Origin of the sequence: Thalassospira marina, from assembly GCF_002844375.1 — a bacterium.
Taxonomy (GTDB): domain Bacteria; phylum Pseudomonadota; class Alphaproteobacteria; order Rhodospirillales; family Thalassospiraceae; genus Thalassospira; species Thalassospira marina.
In genome coordinates, this window is sequence record NZ_CP024199.1 from 2,225,355 (window position 1) to 2,247,940 (window position 22,586).

Here is a 22,586-nt window from a genome sequence, read left to right on the forward strand (position 1 = left end):
GATATGTGCAGTCATCCGCCGGCCAGGCCCTTGAAGAAATTCCAGACGCCCAGATGCGACAGATCATTCCATGTTGCAAAAATGATTAAGCTGAATACCAAACCCGCGCCAAGACGGAAACCATATTCTTGTGCTTTCGCACTCATTGGTTTACCGCGCAGAGCTTCGATCAGGTAAAAAACCAGATGCCCGCCATCAAGAAGCGGAACAGGCATCAGGTTGATCAATCCAAGACTGACAGACAGATACCCCATAAAGGATAGCAGCGGAGCAATGCCCCCTTCTGCAACCTGACCGGACATCTGCGCAATTCGGATCGGCCCACCCAGTTCGGAACTGTCACGTTCACCCGCAATCATTTCGCCAATCGCGCTGAATGTTTGCGTTACAATTCCGAAAGTTGTGTTAACGCCGTGCCCGACCGCATCAAAAAATCCGTCACGGTGCGACACAAACTTGCCCGCACTAACGCCAAGGCGGCCAAATGTCACGGCATCGGGGCCATCACCCTGTGTTACGGCTTCGGGTGTTGCCATGACTTCGATGGTGTTCTCGCCACGTTTAACGGTTAAATCCACCTGCTGGCCGGGTTTCTGACGGATAAGAACCGAAAGTTCGTCAAACCATTCAATGGATTGCCCATCGACAGCCAAAATCTGGTCGTCCGACTGCAGGCCAGCACTTGCCGCGGCACTGTCCGGCGAAACATCACCCACTACCGGCAAGGCGCGCTGTTGGCCAACGGCGGCAAACAGGATGGTGAAAATCACAATCGCGAAAATGAAATTGGCAAATGGCCCGGCAAACACAATGGCCGCGCGCGCCAGAAGGCCTTTGTGATGGAAAGCGTGTTTGCTTTCTTCTTCGGTCAGATCATCGCGCATGCCCGCACTGGCCGGGTTCATGTCACCATACATCTTGACATAACCGCCCAGGGGCAATGCACTGATTTTCCAGCGTGTTCCGCTTTTGTCGTTCCAGCCAACAATTTCAGGGCCAAAGCCGATGGAAAAGGATTCAACCTTTACCCCGGCTTTGATCGCGACCCAGTAATGCCCATATTCATGGACAAAAACCAGAACAGACAAAACAAACAGAAACGCAAGAATAGTGACCATCAAGCAGTCTTCCTAGATTCAGACAGGCCAACTAGGCCTTTTGGGTGATCATGTCCTCGGTGCTGCACCGTGCGACCGCGTCGGTGGCAAACACATGGTCGATATCCACCAGCTTTTCATCAGCATGGGAGGCCATGGTTGCTTCGACAAGGTTCGCAATATCAAGAAAACCGATACGGCCAGCCAGGAAGGCGGCGACGGCAACTTCATTCGCAGCGTTAAGAACAATAGGCAGGGTGCCCCCGCTTCGCAAGGCTTCACGCGCCAGTCGCAAGGCAGGAAAACGATTGATATCTGGCGCTTCAAAACTGAACTGGCCAATGGCCGTAAAATCAAGGCGCGGCAGCTTCAATTCCAGCCGTTCGGGCCAGCCAAGCGCATAGGCAATTGGGGTTCGCATATCAGGCGTTCCCAACTGAGCCAGAACCGATCCATCAACATATTCAACCATGCTGTGAATCACCGATTGCGGATGCACCAGAATTTCCACCTGGGGCTCTGGCACCGGAAACAGGCGACATGCCTCGATCAGTTCCAACCCCTTATTCATCATGGTCGCAGAATCGATCGAGATTTTAGCGCCCATGCTCCAGTTCGGATGGGCCAGTGCCTGCTCACGGCTGACATCGGCCATATCAGCCAGTGACCAGGTCCGAAACGGGCCGCCAGATGCCGTTAGCAAAATACGTTCGACCTTGTCGGTCGCATCGCGGTCGAGTACCTGAAAGATCGCACTATGTTCAGAATCAACGGGAATGATGGTCGCACCATATTTGCGAACCTCTTCCATCATCAACTCGCCCGCACAAACCAGCGTTTCCTTGTTCGCCAAACCAATAACCGCACCACGGCGGATGGCGGCAAGGGTTGCCCGCAGCCCTGCGGCCCCCACAATACCGGCAATAACAATGTCAGAAGGACGTTCTGCCGCCTCAATCAAGGCCGTTTCCCCTGCCCCAACTTCGATACCGGTACCGGCAAGGGCAGCTTTCAGATCGTCATAAAGGGCAGGATCAGCAATAACGGCATAGCGGGCGCGAAGCTCGATTGCCATGCGGGCAAGTTCGGAAACATTTCGATGCGCCGTGACCGCATCAACACGGTAACGGTCAGAATGGGCAAGAACGACATCAGCCGTGCTTTTACCGATGGAACCGGTAACACCCATAATGCAAACAGATTTCGTAACCGACATCCGGCACCAATCTTTTAAACCGGCAAAACGCTTACAATCAGTGCAAGGTCAGACCGAAAAAATAAACAATAACGAACGCAACCGGCAAAACCGACAGCATCCCGTCTGCACGATCCAGAAAACCACCATGCCCGGGAATCAGATTGCTGCTGTCTTTTACACCAAAACGCCGTTTAAGGGCAGATTCTGCAAGATCACCGATCTGCGCAACAACGGCCAATGCCGCACTGGTAAGCGCAATTGCAGCAATCGAGCTGCCGCCACTGAAATAAACCATCAGCCCGCCAATCAATGCAGCACAGATCATGCCACCAAACAGGCCCGCCCAGGTTTTTTTGGGGCTGAAGCGCGGCGCGAGTTTTGGCCCGCCAATCGCACGGCCAAAGGCATATGCCCCGGTATCAGTCGCCCAGACAGTCAGGAACAGCCACATGATCAAAAGCAGGCCATCAGCATGCCAAGCACGCAGCCATTGCACCGCCAGCGCCGCAACGGGAATAAACACGGCCCCCGTCAATACCAGGGCACGTTCCCGCCCACAGGCAAGCACCGTTATGATTGCGGCGATCAGTGCAGGCAATAAGCCCGCAAGGGTTGGTGCAACAGATTGCATATACATGGATATGGCAAGGCCAAGCCCGGAAATACCTGCCAGCAGCAAAGCACGGTCAGGTGCACACATACGCATCCATTCCCAGATCATGGCGATGCTGAAAACCAGGATAAGCAGGCCAAACCAGGGGGAACCAAACCAGACAGCAGCAATGGCGACAGGTGCCATCACAAGGGCGGAAAGAATTCGCAGGCCAAGGCCTGATTTCGGCGCGCTGGTTACATCAGAGGACTGCGCCAAAACGCCGCTCCCGTCCGGCAAAACTTTCGATTGCCCGCTCCAGATGTTGCCGATCAAAATCGGGCCACAAAACGTCATCAAAGACGAATTCGGTATAGGCGCACTGCCACAGCAGAAAGTTGCTGATCCGCTGTTCGCCGCTGGTACGAATCAAAAGGTCAGGATCAGGCATACCGGCTGTTGCCAGGCTTTGCTCGATCAGATCTTCGGTCACGTCAGCTGCTGAAAGCTCGCCACGTTCGATCCGATGGGCGATAAAACGCATGGCATCGGCAATTTCAGCCCGCGAGCCATAGCTTAGTGCAATGGTAAGTTTCAGGCGTGTATTGGATGCCGTGCGCTTTTCCGCATTTTCCAGCAATTCCTGGATATCGGCGGCAAAACGGGTGCGATCACCAATCACGCGAATGCACACACCATTTTTGTCAAGAGCCGCCAGTTCGCGCTTGATGAACAGGCGCAACAACCCCATCAGGTCGCTTACCTCGCCTTCCGGGCGTTTCCAGTTTTCAGTGGAAAAACCATAAAGGGTCAGAAATTCGATCCCGATATCAGCAGCAGCCTCGACCGTACGGCGCACCGCCTCAACCCCGGCCCGATGGCCAAAGGTGCGGGGTTTGCCGCGCGCACGCGCCCAACGCCCGTTGCCATCCATAATGATGGCAACATGACGTGGCAAATGTTGGCTGCCCGAAGGCTTGAGGTTGGATGCCAGAACAGTCATGGTCAGACTTGCATGATTTCCTGTTCTTTATGAGCGAGAGCGTCGTCGATCTCGCCAATAACCTTGTCGGTCAGCTTCTGAATTTCTTTTTCTTCGGAACGAAGAATATCTTCAGAAATTTCGCTGTCCTTTTCCCACTTCTTGAGCTGGTCCATGCCATCGCGGCGAACGTTACGAACCGAAATACGGGCCTGTTCGGCATATTTGCCAGCAACTTTGCCCAATTCGACACGGCGCTCTTCGTTAAGCGGGGGAATCGGAACGCGAATAAGTGTGCCGTCCGAAGCCGGGTTAAGGCCAAGACCGGCATTGCGAATTGCCTTTTCGACAGCCTTGACCATCGATTTGTCCCAGACCTGAACCGAAAGCATGCGGGATTCAGGAACACTGACCGAACCAACCTGGTTCAGCGGTGTCATTGCGCCATAGGCTTCAACCATTACAGGATCAAGAAGGTTTGCACTGGCACGACCGGTACGCAAACCGGTGAATTCCTTGTGCAATACTTCCAAAGCCCCTTCCATACGGCGGGTGAGGTCCTTTTTCAGGCCAGCAACGTCAGACACCTTCAGTCTCCATTCGAAATAATCGTAAATGTACCCTTTGCACAGACAACATCGGCAAAGGCGCCGGGATTATGCAAAGAAAATACAATTACCGGAATATCATTTTCGCGCGCCAAAGAAATAGCGGAAGCATCCATAACACGCAAATCTTTCGCAAGTACATCCATATATGTCAGTTCGTCATAACGAACTGCATCAGGATTGGTCTTCGGATCGGCAGTATAAACGCCGTCAACCTGCGTTCCCTTTAACAGGGCATCGCATCCCATTTCAACCGCGCGCAACGCCGCAGCGGTATCGGTGGTGAAAAACGGGTTGCCGGTACCGGCCGCGAAAATAACAACGCGGCCCTTTTCCATATGGCGCACGGCACGACGGCGAATATACGGTTCACAGACCGATGACATTGGAATAGCCGACTGCACACGCGTCTGAACGCCATGGCGTTCAAGGGCATTCTGGACGGCAAGGGCATTCATAATGGTCGCAAGCATCCCCATATAGTCAGCGGTTGCGCGTTCCATCCCCTGCGAGGCGCCTTTGACACCGCGAAAGATATTGCCGCCACCGATAACCATGCAGACTTCTGCGCCCATATCATGGACCGTCTTGATCTCGCTGGCGATACGATCAACCGTATCGGGGTCAAGACCATATTGCTGTTTGCCCAGCAGACCTTCGCCGGACAATTTCAACAGCACACGACGAAACTTCAACGGGCCGTTTTCTGCCATATCCAGATGCCTCTCAATGCTGATTTGGGCCACCATTCAAGCAGGTAGCATACTTCAGATATAAAAAGACCGGCGAGCAACAGGGTGTTATCACTCTGAAGACCCCGCCGGTCTGGATCATACACGAATTGACGCCTGACGCATCAACTCGATCAGATATCTTACTTCTTCAGCTGCTCAGCAACTTCAGCAGCAAAGTCTTTTTCTTCCTTCTCGATCCCGTCGCCGAGTTCGAAACGGATGAAGCCCTTCAGGGTGATTGCAGTGCCAGCGTCTTTGGCAGCTTTTTCGATCACAGCCTTGACCTGGTTTTCACCGTCGATCACGAAGGTCTGCTCAAGCAGAACGACCTGTTCGTAATATTTACGGATACGACCTTCGATCATCTTCGCGATGATCTCGTCCGGACGACCGGATTCTTTGGCCTGCTCGGTCAGAACGGCTTTTTCACGCTCGACGAGTTCCGGATCCAGATCAGCAACGGTAGCCGATGCCGGGTTGGTTGCGGCAATGTGCATGGCAATCTGCTTGCCAAGTGCTTCAAGAACGGCTGCATCAGCTTCCGATTCCAGAGCAACCAGAACGCCGATCTTGCCGAGGTCCTGAGCGATGGAAGCGTGAACGTAAGAAGCAACAACGCCTTTTTCGACCGAAATCGAAGCAACGCGACGCAGGTTCATGTTTTCGCCAATGGTGGCGATCATGTGGGTGACCTGCTCTTCGACGTTACGCGAAGTACCCGGGAATGCAGTTGCCTTCAGGGCGTCGATGTCGCCATTGGCAACAATACCCAGCGAAGCAATCTGAGAGACGAACTTCTGGAAGTCTTCGTTCCGCGAAACGAAGTCGGTTTCGGAGTTCAGCTCGACAACGGCACCAGCGGTACCGTCAACAGCAACACCAACCAGACCTTCAGCAGCAACGCGGCCAGCTTTCTTAGCAGCGGCAGCAAGACCCTTGGTGCGCAGCCAGTCAACTGCTGCTTCAAGGTTGCCGTCGGTTTCGGAAAGCGCCTTTTTGCAGTCCATCATGCCAGCGCCGGTGGTTTCGCGAAGCTCTTTCACGAGAGCAGCGGTAATAGCCATTTTTAAAGCCCCTATTACGCGATCAAGTGGATAACACCTAAAGAAACGGCGGCATGATAGCCGCCGCTTCAATCGGTATAAAATGAAATTTAAGCGGAAGCAGCCTGGTCGGCAGCTTCGGCAGCAGCAGCTTCCTGTGCCGGCAGTTCGTCGGCTTCGCCGAGGTCTGCACCAGAAGCAGTCATTTCGGCCTGGATACCGTCAAGAACGGCACCAACAAACAGGTCGCAATACAGCTGAATTGCGCGGATCGCGTCGTCGTTGCCCGGGATCGGGTACTGAACGTCTTGCGGGTCCGAGTTCGAGTCCAGAACGGCTACAACCGGAATGTGCAGGTTGCGAGCTTCGTGGATCGCGAGAGATTCTTTGTTGGTGTCAACCACGATGATGATATCGGGCAGACCACCCATGTCCTTGATACCGCCCAGAGCGCGTTCAAGTTTATCGCGCGAACGGGTCAGGTTCAGAATTTCTTTCTTGGTCAGGCCTTCAGCGCCAGAGTTCAGGATTTCGTCCTGTTCTTTAAGGCGTTTGATCGAACCGGAAACAGTGTTCCAGTTGGTCAGCATGCCGCCGAGCCAACGGTGGTTCACATAGTACTGCCCGCAACGTTTTGCAGCGTCAGCAATAACCGGCGAAGCCTGGCGTTTGGTACCAACGAAAAGAACACGGCCACCAGCAGCGGTCACGTCGCGAACTGCCTGCATCGCGCGATGCAGCATCGGAACGGTTTCCTGCAGGTTCAGGATGTGAATGTCGTTACGTGCGCCAAAGATGAACGGTTTCATCTTCGGGTTCCAGCGACGGGTGTGGTGACCAAAGTGAACGCCAGCTTCCATCAGCTGACGCATGGTAAAGGTTGGCAATGCCATGATAAATAATCCTACCGTTTTCCGGTTAATACCTCCGTGGGAAGGAATTCTGCCACCTGGCAAAACACCGGATGGACGCCCCATAAGGGATCGCCACGCTCCCACGTGTGATGTTCGAGGCGGGTTTTAGCGCCGCCCCCCGCATATTGCAAGCCCTAACTACACGTTTCGGGCCACAAAAGCCGTATTAAACGCCCGATCAGATTTCCTCGGCAAATTCGACACCGGGAATCGCCCCGACCGCACCAATAAGCGACGGCCCAACCTTGAAATGGTCCGTAAGTTCGACTTCGGCAATACGGCCATCAGAACAGATCGATGAAATATTCACCAGTCCACGGCCCCTGCCCGCCTTTTCCAGCAATTCGCGAATTTCAACAATCGGGTCAGGACGGGTCAGGCGAATGCGAATACCCTCGGCAGCACCGGCAACGGCCTGCTCCAGATCCTCGACACGCTGCCCCTGAATGCGCAATTGACCCTCGCGAATTTCAGCCGAAACCAGCAACAGCATCGGACGACCAGAATTGATGATTTCCTTATAAGCCGCCCATGCTTCGGCCCAGAACGCGACCTCGAAACTGCCCGTCGCATCAGACAGCATGACGAAGGCGAATTTATTGCCATTCTTTTTCGATATCATCTCGCGCGCATTAATAAGGGTACCGGCAAGTTTAATGGCCCCTTTGTTTTGCGCACGCATCCGGGCTTCAAGATCGGAAAACGGTGCAACACCAATTCGCTGAAGACTTTTGCCGAATGTATCAAGCGGATGCGCAGAAAGGTAAAAACCAATGGCCGAGAATTCCTCGGTCAGTTTTTCCATTGGCACCCAGTCGCGGCCATCGGGCAGGCGAATGGTATCTTTACCAAACCCGGCATCATCGCCAAACATGCTGATCTGGTCGTTATTGCGCGCCTGCATCTCACGCTGGGACACGGCCAGAATTTTATCGACATTTTCAAACATGACACGGCGGTTTTCATGCAGGCAATCAAGGGCCCCTGCCCGCACCAGGTTTTCAAGCAGGCGTTTGTTCAGCGCCCGGCTGTCAATGCGTGAAGCAAAATCTGTCAGGTCCTTGAATTCACCCTGCTGTTCGCGTGCATTCACCAGGCTTTCCATGGCGGCGTCACCGACATTTCGGACGGCAGCAAGGGCATAGCGGATTTTGCGCACGCCACCGTGATTTTCAACGGTAAAGGCCACACCCGATTTATTGACGCAAGGCGGCAGAATTTCAATTTTCAGGCGTTCGACTTCCTGCTTGAAAATTGCCAGTTTGTCGGTGTTGTGCATATCAAGCGTCATTAACGCGGCCATGAATTCGACCGGGTAATTCGCTTTCAGATATGCCGTCTGATACGCCACAAGGGCATAGGCCGCAGCGTGCGATTTGTTAAAGCCATAGGATGCGAATTTGGCAACCTGGTCGAAAATGTCGGATGCCTGCTGGCGATCGACATTGTTTTTTTCCGCGCCATCCACAAACAGCGAACGCTGTTTTTCCATTTCCTCGGCGATTTTTTTACCCATCGCGCGGCGCAACAAATCTGCGCCGCCAAGCGAGTAACCCGACATCAACTGGGCAAGCTGCATGACCTGTTCCTGATAGATCATGATGCCGTAAGTTTCTTCTAGGATCGGCTTGAGCATCGGATGCATATAATCGGGTTCTTCGCGCCCGTGCTTACGTGCAATGTAATAGGGAATATTATCCATCGGGCCGGGGCGATAAAGCGCCACCACAGCGATGATGTCTTCAAGAGTGTCGGGTTTCAGGCCGCGCAAAACATCCTGCATGCCCTGGGATTCAAGCTGGAACACGCCCACTGTTTCGGCCGCCGATAACAGCTTGAAAGATGGCCGGTCATCAAGGGCAATGGCGCTGATGTCAAAATCCTTTGGCACGTCATCACGCAGGCGCATCAGATTGACGGCCTCGATGATCACGGTCAGCGTTTTAAGCCCCAGAAAGTCAAACTTCACCAGACCGGCATTTTCAACAAATTTCATGTTGAACTGCGTGACAGGCATATCGGATCGTGGATCACGATAAAGCGGCACCAGTTCATCAAGGTCACGGTCACCAATCACCACACCGGCTGCGTGGGTCGATGAATTTCGGTAAAGCCCCTCGATCTGCATGGCAATGCTAAGAAGGCGGTCAATATCCGGGTCTTCACGCGCGATACGGCGCAGGTCCGGTTCCATATCGATGGCTTCCTTAAGGGGAATCGGCTTTGCCGGGTCCCCCGGGATCATCTTACAGATTTTATCGACATATCCGTATGGAATGCCAAGAACACGGCCAACGTCGCGCACTGCGGCCTTTGCCTGCAATTTACCAAAGGTAATGATCTGCGCGACACGATCGTAACCATATTTATGCTGCACATATTCAATCACCTCACCGCGCCGATCCTGGCAAAAGTCGACGTCGAAGTCAGGCATCGACACACGTTCCGGGTTAAGGAAACGTTCAAATAGCAGCGAGAAGCGCAAAGGGTCCAGGTCGGTAATCAGCAAGGCATAAGCGACAAGCGAGCCTGCCCCCGAACCACGCCCCGGCCCCACCGGAATATCATGTTCCTTTGCCCACTGGATGAAGTCGGCAACGATCAGGAAGTAACCGGGAAAGCCCATCTGCACGATAATGCCCAGTTCATATTCAAGGCGGGCATTATAGGGTTCGGCGATTTTCTGTCTGGCTTCCTCGGACATATCCGGGGTGTAGACATATTTTTCCAGTCGGCCGCGCAAGCCATCAAATGAACGATGGCGCAGTTCGTCAACTTCGGTGCGGCCTTCTCCACAATCAAAGGGGGGCAAAATCGGGTCAATTTTTTCCACATGCCAGGCGCAGCGCTGGGCAACAATCAGGGTGTTGTCGCAGGCCTCGGGCAAATCGGAAAACAGGTCGCGCATTTCAGCAGCGGTTTTAAATCTATGATCAGGCGTTAGGCGCCAGCGATCTTCCTGGCCAACAACCGCGCCCTGCCCGATGCAGATAAACACATCATGGGCTTCGTACATGTCGGCACGCGGGAAATAGCAGTCATTGGTCGCGACCAGCGGCACATCATATTCATAGGCCATATCAATCAATGCCGGCTCGATGGCTTCTTCCGATGCCAGGCCGTGGCGCTGAATTTCGATATATAGACGATCGCCATAAATGGCTTTCAGACGCTCAAGGCAGTCAATCGCTTTGGGCTTTTGCTCCTCGCCCAAAAGGCGCGCCAACGGACCAGACGGGCCACCGGTCAGGCAAATGACATCTTCACTATGTTCAGCAAGATGCTCCAGCAATGCCTTGGGCGTGCTGCCGGCTTCCGTTGTCATGTGGGCGCGCGAAACAATTTTAAGCAGGTTGAAATAACCGGTTCTGCTTTGCGCCAGTAATACCAGTTCATCAGGGTCGGGTTCGCGCCCGGCCTTGCCCAGCACAACCTCGGTGCCAAAGCGTTCAATGCCGATCTGCACACCCAAAATGGGCTGCACACCAGAACCACTGGCAGCCCCCGCAAAATCCAGCGCGCCGAACATATTGTTGGTATCGGTCATTGCGGCGGCGGGCTGGTTATCGGCCGCACACAGCTTTACCAGTTCTTTTGTCGTTATTGCGCCTTCAGCAAGTGAATAGTTCGTATGAACACGCAGATGGATAAAACCGTTTTCCATTGCCAGCTACCTCGACGCAAAAACAAAGCCAAAAGCCACGGGCGCCCATAAGGCGCCCGACAGCAAAACAAGTATAAAAACCACAATCAAATTATGAAAGTGATTCCGGATCAACTTCGACAAGATGCCCGTCACGCAGGGTGATGATCCGGTCCATCTGGCAGGCCAGTTCCGGGTTATGGGTTGCAATCAGCGATGCTAGCCCGGTTTGTCGGACAAGTGACACCAGCATCCCAAACACATTGTCTGCGGTTTGCGGGTCAAGATTACCTGTCGGCTCATCGGCAAACAGAACATCGGGAACATTGGCGAGGGCACGGGCAATCGCCACCCGTTGCTGTTCCCCACCCGAAAGGCGCGCCGGGCGGTGCTGCGCCCGGGCTTCAATCCCCAGGCACTGCAACAGTTCCATTCCGCGTTCTTCGGCATCCTTGCGTTTCAGGCCCGATATCATTTGCGGGATGACGACATTTTCAATCGCGGAAAATTCCGGCAACAAATGATGGTACTGATACACAAAGCCAATATGGTCGCGACGCATTTGCGTACGCGCCTGATCGGATAAATCCGTGCTGCGCTTGCCACCAATGGAAACAGAACCGCTATCAGGACGTTCGAGCAGACCTGCAATCTGCAACAGGGTTGATTTACCAGCCCCCGAAGGCCCGACAAGGGCAACGATCTCGCCTTCGTTGATGGTCAGATCAACTGCCTTAAGAACATCAAGCTGCTCTGCCCCCTGCGAAAAGGACCGAACCACTTTTTCAAGCTTCAGCATCGGTTTGACCTGCCGCTGTGCGGCCGATTTCTTTTGAAGGTCACTCATAGCGCAGTGCCTCCACCGGATCGAGGCGCGACGCACGCCATGCCGGATAAATCGTCGCCAGGAAAGACAGGGTCAGCGACATAACGCAAACCATCACTACTTCATTGACATCAAGATCAGCTGGCAATTGCGAAAGGAAATAGATTTCCGCATTAAACAGGTCAGCTCCGGTCAGGCTTTGAATGAACTGGCGGATGCTTTCGATATTTTCACAAAAGACCACGCCCAAAAGCAGACCACTTAACGTGCCCAGCACACCAATCGATGCCCCAGCGAGGAAGAATATCCGCAATACCGAACCGCGTGTGGCCCCCATGGTGCGCAAAATCGCAATATCGCGCCCCTTGTCCTTTACCAGCATGACCATCCCGGAAATGATGTTAAAGGCCGCCACAAGAATAATCAGCGTCAGGATCAGGAACATCACATTGCGTTCGACCTGCAACGCATTAAAGAAATTGGCGTTTGATTGCTGCCAGTTCACCAGGCGCAGATTTTCACCGCGCAGGTTTTGCAACAGATCATCCATCGTATCGGACAGGTGCGACGGGTCTTTCAGGACCACCTCGAAATTCGAGATTTTACCCGGCATCTGGAAATATGTTTGCGCAGCTTCCATCGGCATGAAAATGAAGCCAGAGTCATATTCATACATGCCGATATCAAACAAAGCGACCACATGGTAGGAACGCATGCGCGGCACCGAACCAAAGGCCGTGACCTTGCCTTTGGGCGAGATCAGATTGACGGTATCGCCAACGCCAATGCCCAGTTTCATGGCAAGGCGCGCGCCCATGATGATCGAATCTTCACCCTGAAAATCTTTCAGGCTGCCAAAGACAATATTGTTGGCCAGCGTGTCACGCTTGGCAATGTCTTCGGGCGTCATGCCGCGCACAATGGCCCCTGTTGCCCGCCCGCTTTTCGAAGCCATGACCTGGCCTTCGACGATCGGGTTGACCAGGGTCACGTTACCGGTTTCGACGATTTTCTTTTCGATCTCGGCATAGTTTGGCAGGCCATCAGGGCTTTGCGCATAAACCGATATGTGCCCGTTCAGTCCAAGAATGCGCGAAAGCAGTTCGGCACGAAAACCGTTCATCACGGACATCACAATAATCAGCGTCGCAACACCCAGCATAATACCAAGCAGCGAAAAGATCGCGATGACCGAAACAAAGCCTTCCTGCCGACGGGGACGCAGATAGCGAAACGCCACCATGCGTTCGAACGGACTGAACATAGGCACCTAATCCTTGTGGAGAATGGGTTTCAGACGAAACCCGTGGTCAGATGATATTTAACGGGGCGGCAAATGCCGCCCCGCAAAGCTTTTATCATGCGCCAATCTGGTTCAGCGCGGCTTCCAGTGTCACTTCCGAACGTTCGCCAGTTTTGCGGTTCTTCAGTTCCACCACGCCATTTGCCAGGCCTTTCGGACCAATCACGATCTGCCAGGGCAGACCAATCAGGTCCATGTCGGCAAATTTGCCACCAGCGCGCATGTCACGATCATCATAAAGCACGTCAATTTTGGCATTTTTCAGTTTGCCATAAATATCTTCGCACGCGGCATCACATGCATCATCGCCGGTACGCAGATTGATCAGGCCAACGCGGAACGGTGCCACCTCTTCGGGCCAAATAATGCCGTTTTCGTCGTGGGACGCTTCAATCAATGCACCGACAAGACGCGAAACACCAATGCCGTACGACCCCATCATCACCGGCACTTCCTTGCCATCCGGGCCCAAAACGGTTGCGCCCATCGGTTCGGAATATTTGGTGCCGAAATGGAAAATATGGCCAACTTCGATACCGCGTGTGGCAATCAGGTCATCACCTGAAACAGGGCAGCTTGCTGCATCATGTTTTTCTTCAGTCGCAGCATAATCTGCCAGGGTGGTCTGCACCCAGCCTTCAAGGTTGGTGCGATCGTTCAGGTCAACACCCTGACCGGTCAGGTCTTTTTCCAGCCATTTCTTGTCACAGAAAACTTCGCTTTCGCCGGTTTCAGCCAGAATAATGAATTCATGGCTAAGATCACCGCCAATCGGGCCGGTATCAGCAACCATCGGGATGGCCTTTACGCCCAGGCGCGAGAACGTGCGGCAATAGGCAAGGAAGATCTTGTTATATGCGTGGCGCGAGCTTTCGTAATCGATATCGAAGGAATAGGCGTCCTTCATCAGGAATTCGCGGCCGCGCATCACGCCAAAACGCGGGCGGATCTCGTCGCGGAACTTCCACTGGATATGATACAGCATCTGTGGAAGCTGCTTGTAGGACTTCACTTCCTTGCGGAAAATGTCCGTGATCACTTCTTCGTTGGTCGGACCAAACAGCATATTGCGATCATGACGGTCGGTAATGCGCAGCATCTCCAGGCCATAATCTTCGTAACGGCCGCTTTCCTGCCACAGCTCGGCCGGCTGGATCGTCGGCATCAGAAGTTCGTTACAACCGATGGCATCCTGTTCTTCACGAACGATCTGTTCGATCTTTTTAAGAACGCGGTAACCCAGCGGCAACCAGGAATAAATACCGGCCGAAAGCTGCCGCACCATCCCGGCGCGCAGCATCAACCGATGAGAAACGATCTGGGCTTCTGACGGGGTTTCTTTAAGGGTGGGCAGAAAGAACTGGGAAAGACGCATCAATGCCTCGTAAAAAAGCAGTCTGGAAAGGTAACAACGACCAAAAAACTAGTCCCGGAACATGCGACAGCACAGGGCGAAAGGCAAGCCGGAACTTGTCATTTCCCGAATTGCCGGGTCATTCAAAACCACAGGATGTGTGATCAACCTGCTGCGAAACGATACCAGGCAACCTGTTCATCCTAACGATAGCCCGCTGCCTGGCAGGCTGCAATCAAATCGGCATTTTGCGCGGCATTGCCGATTGGCTGGTCGTTAAAATAAACCTGCCCGTTTTTATAGGTGATTTTGCCCAAATTGCCTTCGCCACCAATGCCGGTTGGTTTGGAAATTCCTGCATATTCAAAGAAATCAATCGTTACCGGAAATTCAATCACATCTGGCAGGGTGATTTGTGCTGCATTGACGCCCGGCCCTTCTGCGGGGGTTACTGCATGTCCGTTCACATCGACACCGGGTTGATATTCAACACTGGCATCTGGCTGATAGGCCACAACAGCATTGCAGGCATCCCGCGTTACCGTAACGGTGGTTGTATCTGCAGCATCCGATTCTTTTTTTGCAGAATCCGCAGCAAAGCTTGGTCCGGAAAGGACTGTAATCACGGCAAAAATCGATACAAGCGTCTGTAATCGCGCTACTTTATCGGGCGAAAGAACAAACAGTTTCATGGCAAAAACACCCTCTAACCATTTGACGTAACAAGATTTTGTTACACAATGTTACATGCATTTGTGAAGTTTGGTCAAAACATCTTGCATAATCGTGAATTATATGGCTTTTTAACCATCCTGAAACGACGCAAGATCGTGATGGAACGATGACCGCAGCCGCTCATAAATTGCGGGAGGCTTTATTGCCAATAAGCACAAAAGAAGCAGGCGCGACGTCGTTATAAAAACCTGTGCCAATGAGCCCAGGTCTAGGAGGAAGCAATAAAGATAACGGGAAAACAGCTATAAAATAGCGCTAAAGCAAGATCTTAGGATCTTGCTTTTTTTTTGTTGGTGCGGAAATGCTGCAAAAACAGGGGCGCCAGATGGCCGCCCCTGTTTCCGTTTTGCGCGCGATCAGAATTAGGTGATCAAGCCTTAATTAAAGGCCTCCGCCGCTGGGCGAATATCGATCAGGCCGCTGGTAATCACGAAATAGGCAATACCCCACAAAATCGCGGAAATAAGCGACGTTGCCAGCATCTTCTTCCACATATGCGGATTTTGCGGTGCGCCGCTATCATGGCCTTTTTCAACCACTTCCTGGCGTTTTACGCCCACAGGCAGCACCGTGAACAAAACCAGCCACCAAATGATCAGATAGGTCACAAAACCTGAAAACAACGTCATGGCAAAACCTGCGTAAAAAAAGAGATGGTCAGGCAAGAGGTTGCAGGGATTTGCGCAACCTTCCTGTGCGAACATGGTCTTTGTCAAACCTGCTCAAGCTCGACCAGGGTGCCGGTGAAATCCTTTGGGTGCAAAAATAACACGGGCTTGCCATGCGCACCGATTTTAGGCTCGCCATTGCCCAAAATACGGGCCCCCTCGCCGATCAACCGGTCACGGGCCGCAATGATATCCTCGACCTCATAACAAACATGGTGGATACCCCCGGCGCTGTTCTTTTCCAAAAACGCCCGGATCGGTGAATTTTCACCCAACGGATACAGCAATTCGATTTTGGTATTTGGCAATTCAACAAAGACAACACGAACACCATGTTCAGGTTCGTCCTGCGGATCGGAAACGCTCGCCCCCAAGACATCACGATAAAGACGAATTCCTTCATCCAGATCCGGGACGGCAATCGCAACATGGTTTAGGCGACCAATCATGGCAGGCTCCTGATTTTTAACGCTTCCAATCGGGATTTCCCTGCATGGCGGTATAACGGGCCACCTGCAGGGTTCCCTTGTTTTGCTTATTCTTCGGTCACCCGCATCAGGTGGACCTCGATCAACGGGCGTTTACCCTGTTTTTGGCGAATGGGCCGGCGAACGGCCTGGCGAATGGCCAGGATCACCGCGGCATCATCAAGCACTTCATCATCGTCAAGCTGATCAATACGGTTGCCAATTTCGGCGGCAAAATGATCAAGGGCAACGTCATCGTTTTCTTCATCATACAGGCTGGGTGCCGTAATCATCGGGTCGCCAACCATTTCGCCAAACTGGTTCAGCACCACGGTCACAAACATCACACCATTCCACATGATGCGGTTACGGTTACGAATGGTGTTTGAATCCCGTTTGATCAACCGCCCGCCATCAAGGCACAGAATGCCTGTATCAACCTCTTCAATCACGCTGGCAAAGCCTGGCGACAGGCGAATAACGGTGCCATCATGCGGAATAACGGTTTCAGGCACCTGGCATTCACGGGCAAGGCTTGCCTGTTCGCGCAAATGGCGCGGTTCACCATGCACAGGCACCAGTATTTTGGGCCGCGTCAGCTGATACATCCGCGCCAGATCGGACCGCCCGGGATGACCGGAAACATGGATCGGTTCATCGCGCGCAGTGATGACGTTAATGCCACGCTTGATCAGCGAATTCTGAATAAAGCCGATGGATTTTTCATTGCCCGGAATTTCACGGGCGGAAAACACCACCGTATCACCGGCATCAAGCTGGATGGTTGGGTGTTCGCCCCGTGCGATGCGTGCCATTGCCGCACGCGGTTCCCCCTGTGACCCGGTGCAAATCAAAAGCACCTGGTCTTTGGGCACTTCCATCGCATCCTCATCCGATAAAAGATTAGGATATCCAGTAAGATAACCAACTTTCTTCGCAGCTTCGGTTACCCGGCGCATGGACCGGCCTGCCAGCGCAACACAGCGCCCTGTTTCATGGGCCGCTTCGATAATTGACTGGATGCGCGCGACATTGGTGGCAAAACAGGCAACGGCAATGCGGCCAGACGGAATTTTGGTAAACAGTTCGATCAGGTTGCGTGCAACCTCGCCTTCCGACCCGGTTTCGCCCTGCGAGAACACATTGGTCGAATCACACACAAGGGCGTCGACCCCTTCATCACCCAGTGCCTCAAGTTTGGCGACATCGGGTTCGGTCCCGATTTGCGGATCATGGTCAAATTTCCAGTCACCGGTATGAACAACCAGCCCCTTTGGCGTTCTGATCGCAAGGGCGTTGGGCTCCAGGATCGAATGGGTCATGGTGATCATTTCAATATCGAAATCACCAAGTTTAAACCGTGACCCAAGTTCGACTTCGTGGATTGGAACCTGATCAGCAAAATCTGTTTCGGCAAGCTTTGCGCGCAAAAATTCGGCGGCAAAAGGCGTTGCATAGATCGGGCATTTCAGACGCGGCCAAAGATAGGGAATCGCGCCTAAATGATCTTCATGCGCATGCGTCAGAACCAGGCCAAGCAGCTTGTCCTTGCGTTGCTCGATAAAGGATGGATCGGGCATGACAACATCGACACCAGGCAATCCTTCCTCGCCAAAGGAAACGCCCATATCGATCATCAGCCAGCGGTCATTATAGCCATAAAGATTAAGGTTCATCCCGATCTCGCCGGAGCCACCCAGCGGGACAAACAGCAATTCGTCCTTTGGCAAAAACAAATCCACGAAACCTCACATTTCCGATCAAGCCGTTAACCGTGCATAACGAAAAAACACACACGGCCAATTAGGTAAAGCTTTTACGCCAATTGTCCGGCTTTGTCGTTTTCCAAATTCTGTCGATAAATCATTAAAAGGCCAAGCATGGTCAAATCCCCATGCGAATGGCCAATTTCATCTATTGCCCGGGCAAACAGGGGCGCAAGGCCCCCTGTCGCAACCACCTTCATTTCCGGCAGCCCCTGCTGGGTGCAAATGCGCGCCAATAAGCCCTCAATCATCGAAACATACCCCCAGAATACGCCGGACTGCATGGCTTCGATGGTATTTTTACCAATCACATTGCGTGGCGCTTCAACCGCCACCATCGGCAACTGGGCGGCCGCCATATGTAATGCCTTGATCGACAGGTTAACACCGGGCGCAATCACCCCCCCCAAATAATTCCCCTGCCCGTCGACAACATCAAACGTCGTCGCCGTGCCGAAATCCAGCACCACAAGGGGCCCGCCATATATGCGGTGTGCCGCAACCGCATTTACCAGCCGATCCGCCCCCACTTCACTGGGCCGATCGGTCAACACCTGCATTTTCAAATTAACGCTGGGCGCGCCAACGACCATGGGTTCAACCGCAAAATACTGGCGGCACAGGGTTTTAAGGCTGAATTCGGCGGCAGGTACGACAGTGGCAATAATTGCACCAGTAATGGCGTCACGCGGCACACCCGAGAGCTCGAACAAATGATGCAACCATACACCAAGTTCATCGGCTGTTCGTTCAACAGTGGTCGAACACCGCCATTGCCCCTTGATGGTATCGCCATCAAAAACGGCAAAAACGATATTGGTATTTCCTGCATCAATAGCCAGCAGCATGGCAGATCATGATTTCCCTGTGGGAGCAACTTTCAAGGCGCATGGCAAAGAATTAAATCCGGCCAGCCCTGATGTCAGCTTTTGAAAAACACTTCCCCTGCGCCGATCACATGATCAACACCCCTATCGTCTTTTAAAATCAGGGAACCACCCTGATCAAGCCCAACAAAAGTACCAGTCAGTGTCCGTTCGCTTAGGCGGGCAACAATCGGCTGGCCAAACCCATAGGCGCGATCCAGCCAGGCTTGGCGAATGGCGTTAAAACCATCCTGCTGCCAGGCTGAATATAGGTCGTCAAATCGGGAAATATAGGCCGAAACCAGATCTTCGATCCGGATCATCACACCAAGTGCCGCAAAGGAGGTCGAGGGACGCTCCACATCATCGGGATGGAAGGCAATATTTACGCCTGTCCCAATCACCAGATAATCGGTATCGCGACCATGCGATGACGCGCTTTCAAGCAGAATGCCGCATAATTTGCGCCCCCCTACCATCAGGTCATTGGGCCATTTGCATTCTGGCGTAATTTCGCCGTTGCTGACGATATCAACCGCCTCCGCCATGGCAAGGGCAGCAAGAAATGTCAGCCGGGCTGATTCCTGCAGCGGGCAATTGGGGCGTAAAAGAAGGGAGAGGAACAGATTACCGGTCGGAGATTTCCATTCACGGCCGCGCCGGCCGCGACCGGCAAGTTGGCGTGCAGCCAAAATAAGGGCGCCACCAGGGGCGCCCTTATCACCGAGGCGTTTTGCCTCTTCATTCGTACTGTCGATGACTTCGTGGAAATGCAGAACATATCCATCCGGAAGACGCACGACAGGATCCGTCATATCAATGACCAAACAATGCCGACGCAGCAGCAGCCGCACTATCGGTCAGCGGGTTCGGGAAGAACGCGAAAACCAGGATAATGATGGTGGCAAGCGCCATGATCACATTGAGTTCGGTACCGCTACGGTCAAAGCCTTCAACCGGCTCATCAAAATACATGACCTTGATGACGCGCAGATAGTAATAGGCACTGACAACCGAGGTAACGAGGCCGATAACAGCCAGTGTAACCAGACCGGCATCAACAGCAGCCTTGAAGACATAGAACTTACCGAAGAACCCGGCGAGCGGCGGAATACCGGCCATCGAGAACATCAGCAGTGCCATAACAGCAGCCATCAGCGGTTTGGTGCGCGACAGGCCCGAAAGATCGGCAATCTCTTCAACCATCCGGTCATGGCGACGCATCGACAGGATCACGGCAAAGGTGCCCAGATTCATGACAAGGTAAATGCCAAGATAAACCAGAATGGCCTGAACGCCTGCTTCGGTGCCAGCCGCAAGGCCGACCAGTGCAAAGCCAACGTGACCGATTGAAGAATACGCCATCAGACGTTTGATATTGTTCTGGCGCAGGGCTGCAAAAGAACCCCAAACCATCGACAGGATGGAAACCAGAACAATGATCTGCTGCCAGTCGCTAACCACATCGGCAAACGGGCCAAGGGCAACACGAACAAACAGTGCCAGACCGGCAATTTTCGGTGCAACAGCAAAGAAAGCCGTAACCGGAGTCGGTGCGCCTTCATAGACGTCAGGCGTCCACATGTGGAACGGCGCCGCCGAAACCTTGAAGCACAGACCCGCAAAAATAAACGCCAGACCAACCAGGGTGCCAACCGAAAGTTCACCATTGCTGACGACATCGCCAATAACGCTGAAATTGGTCGACCCGGTGAAGCCGTACACCATCGACATACCGTACAGCAGCATGCCCGATGCGATCGAACCCAGAACGAAATATTTCAGACCGGATTCTGTCGCGCGAACGGTATCACGACGGATCGCCGCAACGACATAAAGCGCCAGGCTCTGCAATTCGAGACCGACATAAAGCGACAGCATGTCGGATGCCGACACCATCGCCATCATGCCAAGCGTTGCCAGCATCAGCAGGATCGGGAATTCGAAACGTGCCATACGTTCACGTTCGGCGAATTTCATGGTCATGATCACACCAACGGCAGAGCCGATCAAGATCAGAACCTTGCAGAAACGTGCGAACGGATCAGCCAGGAACTGGCCGGAAAATGCCGCACCGCCCTCACCCATGACCACAAGGATCAGGGCAATGATCATCGCACCAACGGCCGCCCAAGAGACCGTCCTGAACGAACGGTCTTTCCCGGTGAACACGCCAAGCATCAGCAACGCAAGCGAAGCTGCCGCCATGAAGATTTCGGGCAAAGCCGCCCCGAGGTTGAGCATAGAATCTCCCATGTTCATTCCCCTTAATTCGCCACAAGCTGCGCGGCACTCGCCGCAGCGGCCTGTGCCGTTTCAACTTGGTTGACCAAATGCAGAACCGATGCATGCATGATATCGAGGAACGAGCTCGGATAGATGCCCATCCACAGAACCACGATCACAAGCGGGAGGAACAGTGCCCATTCACGCGGGCTCATATCGAGGATGTTTTTCAGGTTTTCCTTCGTCAGGGCCCCGAAAACGATCCGGCGATAGAGGAAAAGCGCATATGCCGCACCAAGGATCAGACCGGTGGAAGCAAAGAACGCAACCCACGTGTTGGCTTCAAAAGCGCCAAGCAGGGTCATGATTTCACCAACGAAACCACCGGTACCCGGCAGGCCAACAGACGCCATCGTGAAGAACATGAACGATACTGCGTAACCCGGCATACGGTGAACCAAGCCACCATAGGCATCGATTTCGCGGGTATGCATACGGTCGTAAACCACACCAACACACAGGAACAGCGCGCCGGAAACCACACCGTGGCTCAGCATCTGGAAGATCGAACCTTCCAGGCCATGCTGGTTAAAGGTGAAGGCACCAACCGTCACGATACCCATATGTGCGACTGATGAATAAGCAATCAGCTTTTTCATGTCTTCCTGCGCCAGTGCAACCAGCGAGGTATAGATGATCGCAATGATCGACAGCGTGAAGATAAGCGGTGCGAAGGTTTCAGATGCCAGCGGCAGCATCGGCAGCGAGAAACGCAGGAAACCGTAACCACCCATTTTCAGCAGAACGCCAGCCAAAATAACGGAACCCGCAGTCGGTGCTTCCACGTGCGCGTCCGGCAGCCAGGTGTGGACCGGCCACATCGGCACCTTGACAGCGAAAGAAGCAAAGAATGCAAGCCACATCCAAAGCTGGGCCTGATAGCTGAAAGTGTGGGTCATCAGCGTCGGAATGTCGCTGGTGCCAGCATCGAAATACATGGCCATCAGGGCAACCAGCATCAAAACCGAACCCAGCAGCGTATAAAGGAACAGCTTGAATGCTGCATATACGCGGCGCGGCCCGCCCCAGACGCCGATGATGATGAACATCGGGATCAGCACACCTTCAAAGAAGATGTAGAACAGCATGGCATCAAGCGAGCTGAACATGCCAACCATCATGGTTTCAAGAACCAGGAAAGCGATCATGTATTCCTTGACGCGTTTCTGGATCGCTTCCCATGCGGAAAGAATGCAGATCGGCGTCAGGAACGTCGCAAGAATGACGAACAGCATCGAAATGCCGTCCACACCCATGTGGTAGGACACATTCAGGCCCGGCATCCATTCCGTCTTTTCGACGAACTGGAAGTCGGCAGTTGTTGTGTCAAAGTTGATCCACAGCATCAGCGATGCGAGGAAGGTAAAACCAGACGTCCACAGCGCGACCCAGCGCGAATTGCGGGCGACATTCGCTTCTTCACCAGGAATCAGGAGGATAAACAGCGCTCCCAATAGCGGTAAAAAAGTGATGATCGAAAGAATTGGCCAATCACTCATCGCCC

The 22,586-nt window shown here is 53.3% G+C and carries 20 protein-coding genes; all 20 read right to left on the minus strand.

Features of this window, described 5'->3' with window-relative positions:
• Positions 1–11 precede the first annotated feature (11 nt).
• The 20 genes from rseP to CSC3H3_RS10280 all read right to left on the minus strand — a co-directional run bounded on the left by rseP (position 12) and on the right by CSC3H3_RS10280 (position 22,581).
• Positions 12–1,118: an RIP metalloprotease RseP gene (gene rseP, locus CSC3H3_RS10185; protein WP_101284752.1), complete on the minus strand. Its 1,107-nt coding sequence runs from the start codon at positions 1,116–1,118 to the stop codon at positions 12–14.
• 31 nt (positions 1,119–1,149) lie between these two features.
• The gene (locus tag CSC3H3_RS10190; protein WP_101284753.1) at positions 1,150–2,313 is read right to left on the minus strand and encodes a 1-deoxy-D-xylulose-5-phosphate reductoisomerase; all 1,164 of its coding nucleotides are present in this window, start codon (positions 2,311–2,313) and stop codon (positions 1,150–1,152) included.
• Between the two features lie 37 nt (positions 2,314–2,350).
• Positions 2,351–3,166: a phosphatidate cytidylyltransferase gene (locus CSC3H3_RS10195; RefSeq protein ID WP_245881364.1), complete on the minus strand. Its 816-nt coding sequence runs from the start codon at positions 3,164–3,166 to the stop codon at positions 2,351–2,353.
• On the minus strand, positions 3,150–3,890 hold the full coding sequence (locus CSC3H3_RS10200) for an isoprenyl transferase (protein WP_101284755.1): 741 nt from the start codon (positions 3,888–3,890) through the stop codon (positions 3,150–3,152). The genes CSC3H3_RS10195 and CSC3H3_RS10200 overlap by 17 nt, the downstream gene beginning before the upstream one ends.
• A gap of 2 nt (positions 3,891–3,892) precedes the next feature.
• Positions 3,893–4,456, minus strand: coding sequence for a ribosome recycling factor (frr, locus tag CSC3H3_RS10205; protein WP_101271507.1), 564 nt, complete (start codon positions 4,454–4,456; stop codon positions 3,893–3,895).
• Positions 4,457–4,458: 2 nt separating this feature from the next.
• On the minus strand, positions 4,459–5,190 hold the full coding sequence (gene pyrH / locus CSC3H3_RS10210; protein ID WP_101271509.1) for a UMP kinase: 732 nt from the start codon (positions 5,188–5,190) through the stop codon (positions 4,459–4,461).
• A 161-nt stretch (positions 5,191–5,351) separates the two neighbouring features.
• Complete coding sequence (gene tsf / locus CSC3H3_RS10215) at positions 5,352–6,275, minus strand: translation elongation factor Ts (protein WP_101271511.1); 924 nt, start codon at positions 6,273–6,275, stop codon at positions 5,352–5,354.
• A gap of 89 nt (positions 6,276–6,364) precedes the next feature.
• Positions 6,365–7,147: a 30S ribosomal protein S2 gene (gene rpsB, locus CSC3H3_RS10220; protein ID WP_101271513.1), complete on the minus strand. Its 783-nt coding sequence runs from the start codon at positions 7,145–7,147 to the stop codon at positions 6,365–6,367.
• 199 nt (positions 7,148–7,346) lie between these two features.
• A complete protein-coding gene (dnaE, locus tag CSC3H3_RS10225) occupies positions 7,347–10,832 on the minus strand; it encodes a DNA polymerase III subunit alpha (protein ID WP_101284756.1) in 3,486 nt (1,161 codons plus the stop codon).
• A 91-nt stretch (positions 10,833–10,923) separates the two neighbouring features.
• Positions 10,924–11,658, minus strand: a complete 735-nt coding sequence (locus CSC3H3_RS10230) for an ABC transporter ATP-binding protein (RefSeq protein ID WP_101271517.1) — start codon at positions 11,656–11,658, stop codon at positions 10,924–10,926.
• Positions 11,651–12,901 (minus strand): lipoprotein-releasing ABC transporter permease subunit, encoded by a 1,251-nt coding sequence (locus CSC3H3_RS10235; protein ID WP_101284757.1) that lies wholly within the window; start codon positions 12,899–12,901, stop codon positions 11,651–11,653. The genes CSC3H3_RS10230 and CSC3H3_RS10235 overlap by 8 nt, the downstream gene beginning before the upstream one ends.
• Before the next feature lie 94 nt (positions 12,902–12,995).
• Positions 12,996–14,315 (minus strand): proline--tRNA ligase, encoded by a 1,320-nt coding sequence (proS, locus tag CSC3H3_RS10240; RefSeq protein WP_101271521.1) that lies wholly within the window; start codon positions 14,313–14,315, stop codon positions 12,996–12,998.
• A 182-nt stretch (positions 14,316–14,497) separates the two neighbouring features.
• A complete protein-coding gene (locus CSC3H3_RS10245; RefSeq protein WP_101284758.1) occupies positions 14,498–14,986 on the minus strand; it encodes a hypothetical protein in 489 nt (162 codons plus the stop codon).
• A gap of 420 nt (positions 14,987–15,406) precedes the next feature.
• On the minus strand, positions 15,407–15,658 hold the full coding sequence (locus CSC3H3_RS10250; RefSeq protein WP_101271525.1) for a DUF1467 family protein: 252 nt from the start codon (positions 15,656–15,658) through the stop codon (positions 15,407–15,409).
• An 83-nt stretch (positions 15,659–15,741) separates the two neighbouring features.
• The gene (mce, locus tag CSC3H3_RS10255; RefSeq protein WP_101284759.1) at positions 15,742–16,146 is read right to left on the minus strand and encodes a methylmalonyl-CoA epimerase; all 405 of its coding nucleotides are present in this window, start codon (positions 16,144–16,146) and stop codon (positions 15,742–15,744) included.
• Between the two features lie 86 nt (positions 16,147–16,232).
• A complete protein-coding gene (locus CSC3H3_RS10260) occupies positions 16,233–17,906 on the minus strand; it encodes a ribonuclease J (RefSeq protein ID WP_172963415.1) in 1,674 nt (557 codons plus the stop codon).
• 74 nt (positions 17,907–17,980) lie between these two features.
• Positions 17,981–18,778: a type III pantothenate kinase gene (locus CSC3H3_RS10265; RefSeq protein WP_101284760.1), complete on the minus strand. Its 798-nt coding sequence runs from the start codon at positions 18,776–18,778 to the stop codon at positions 17,981–17,983.
• A 74-nt stretch (positions 18,779–18,852) separates the two neighbouring features.
• On the minus strand, positions 18,853–19,611 hold the full coding sequence (locus CSC3H3_RS10270) for a biotin--[acetyl-CoA-carboxylase] ligase (RefSeq protein ID WP_101284761.1): 759 nt from the start codon (positions 19,609–19,611) through the stop codon (positions 18,853–18,855).
• Between the two features lies 1 nt (position 19,612).
• Positions 19,613–21,052 carry an NADH-quinone oxidoreductase subunit NuoN gene (gene nuoN / locus CSC3H3_RS10275; RefSeq protein WP_425444976.1) on the minus strand — a complete coding sequence of 480 codons (1,440 nt, stop codon included), beginning with the start codon at positions 21,050–21,052 and terminating at the stop codon, positions 19,613–19,615.
• Positions 21,053–21,063: 11 nt separating this feature from the next.
• Positions 21,064–22,581, minus strand: coding sequence for an NADH-quinone oxidoreductase subunit M (locus tag CSC3H3_RS10280; RefSeq protein ID WP_101284762.1), 1,518 nt, complete (start codon positions 22,579–22,581; stop codon positions 21,064–21,066).
• Between the last annotated feature and the right edge of the window lie 5 nt (positions 22,582–22,586).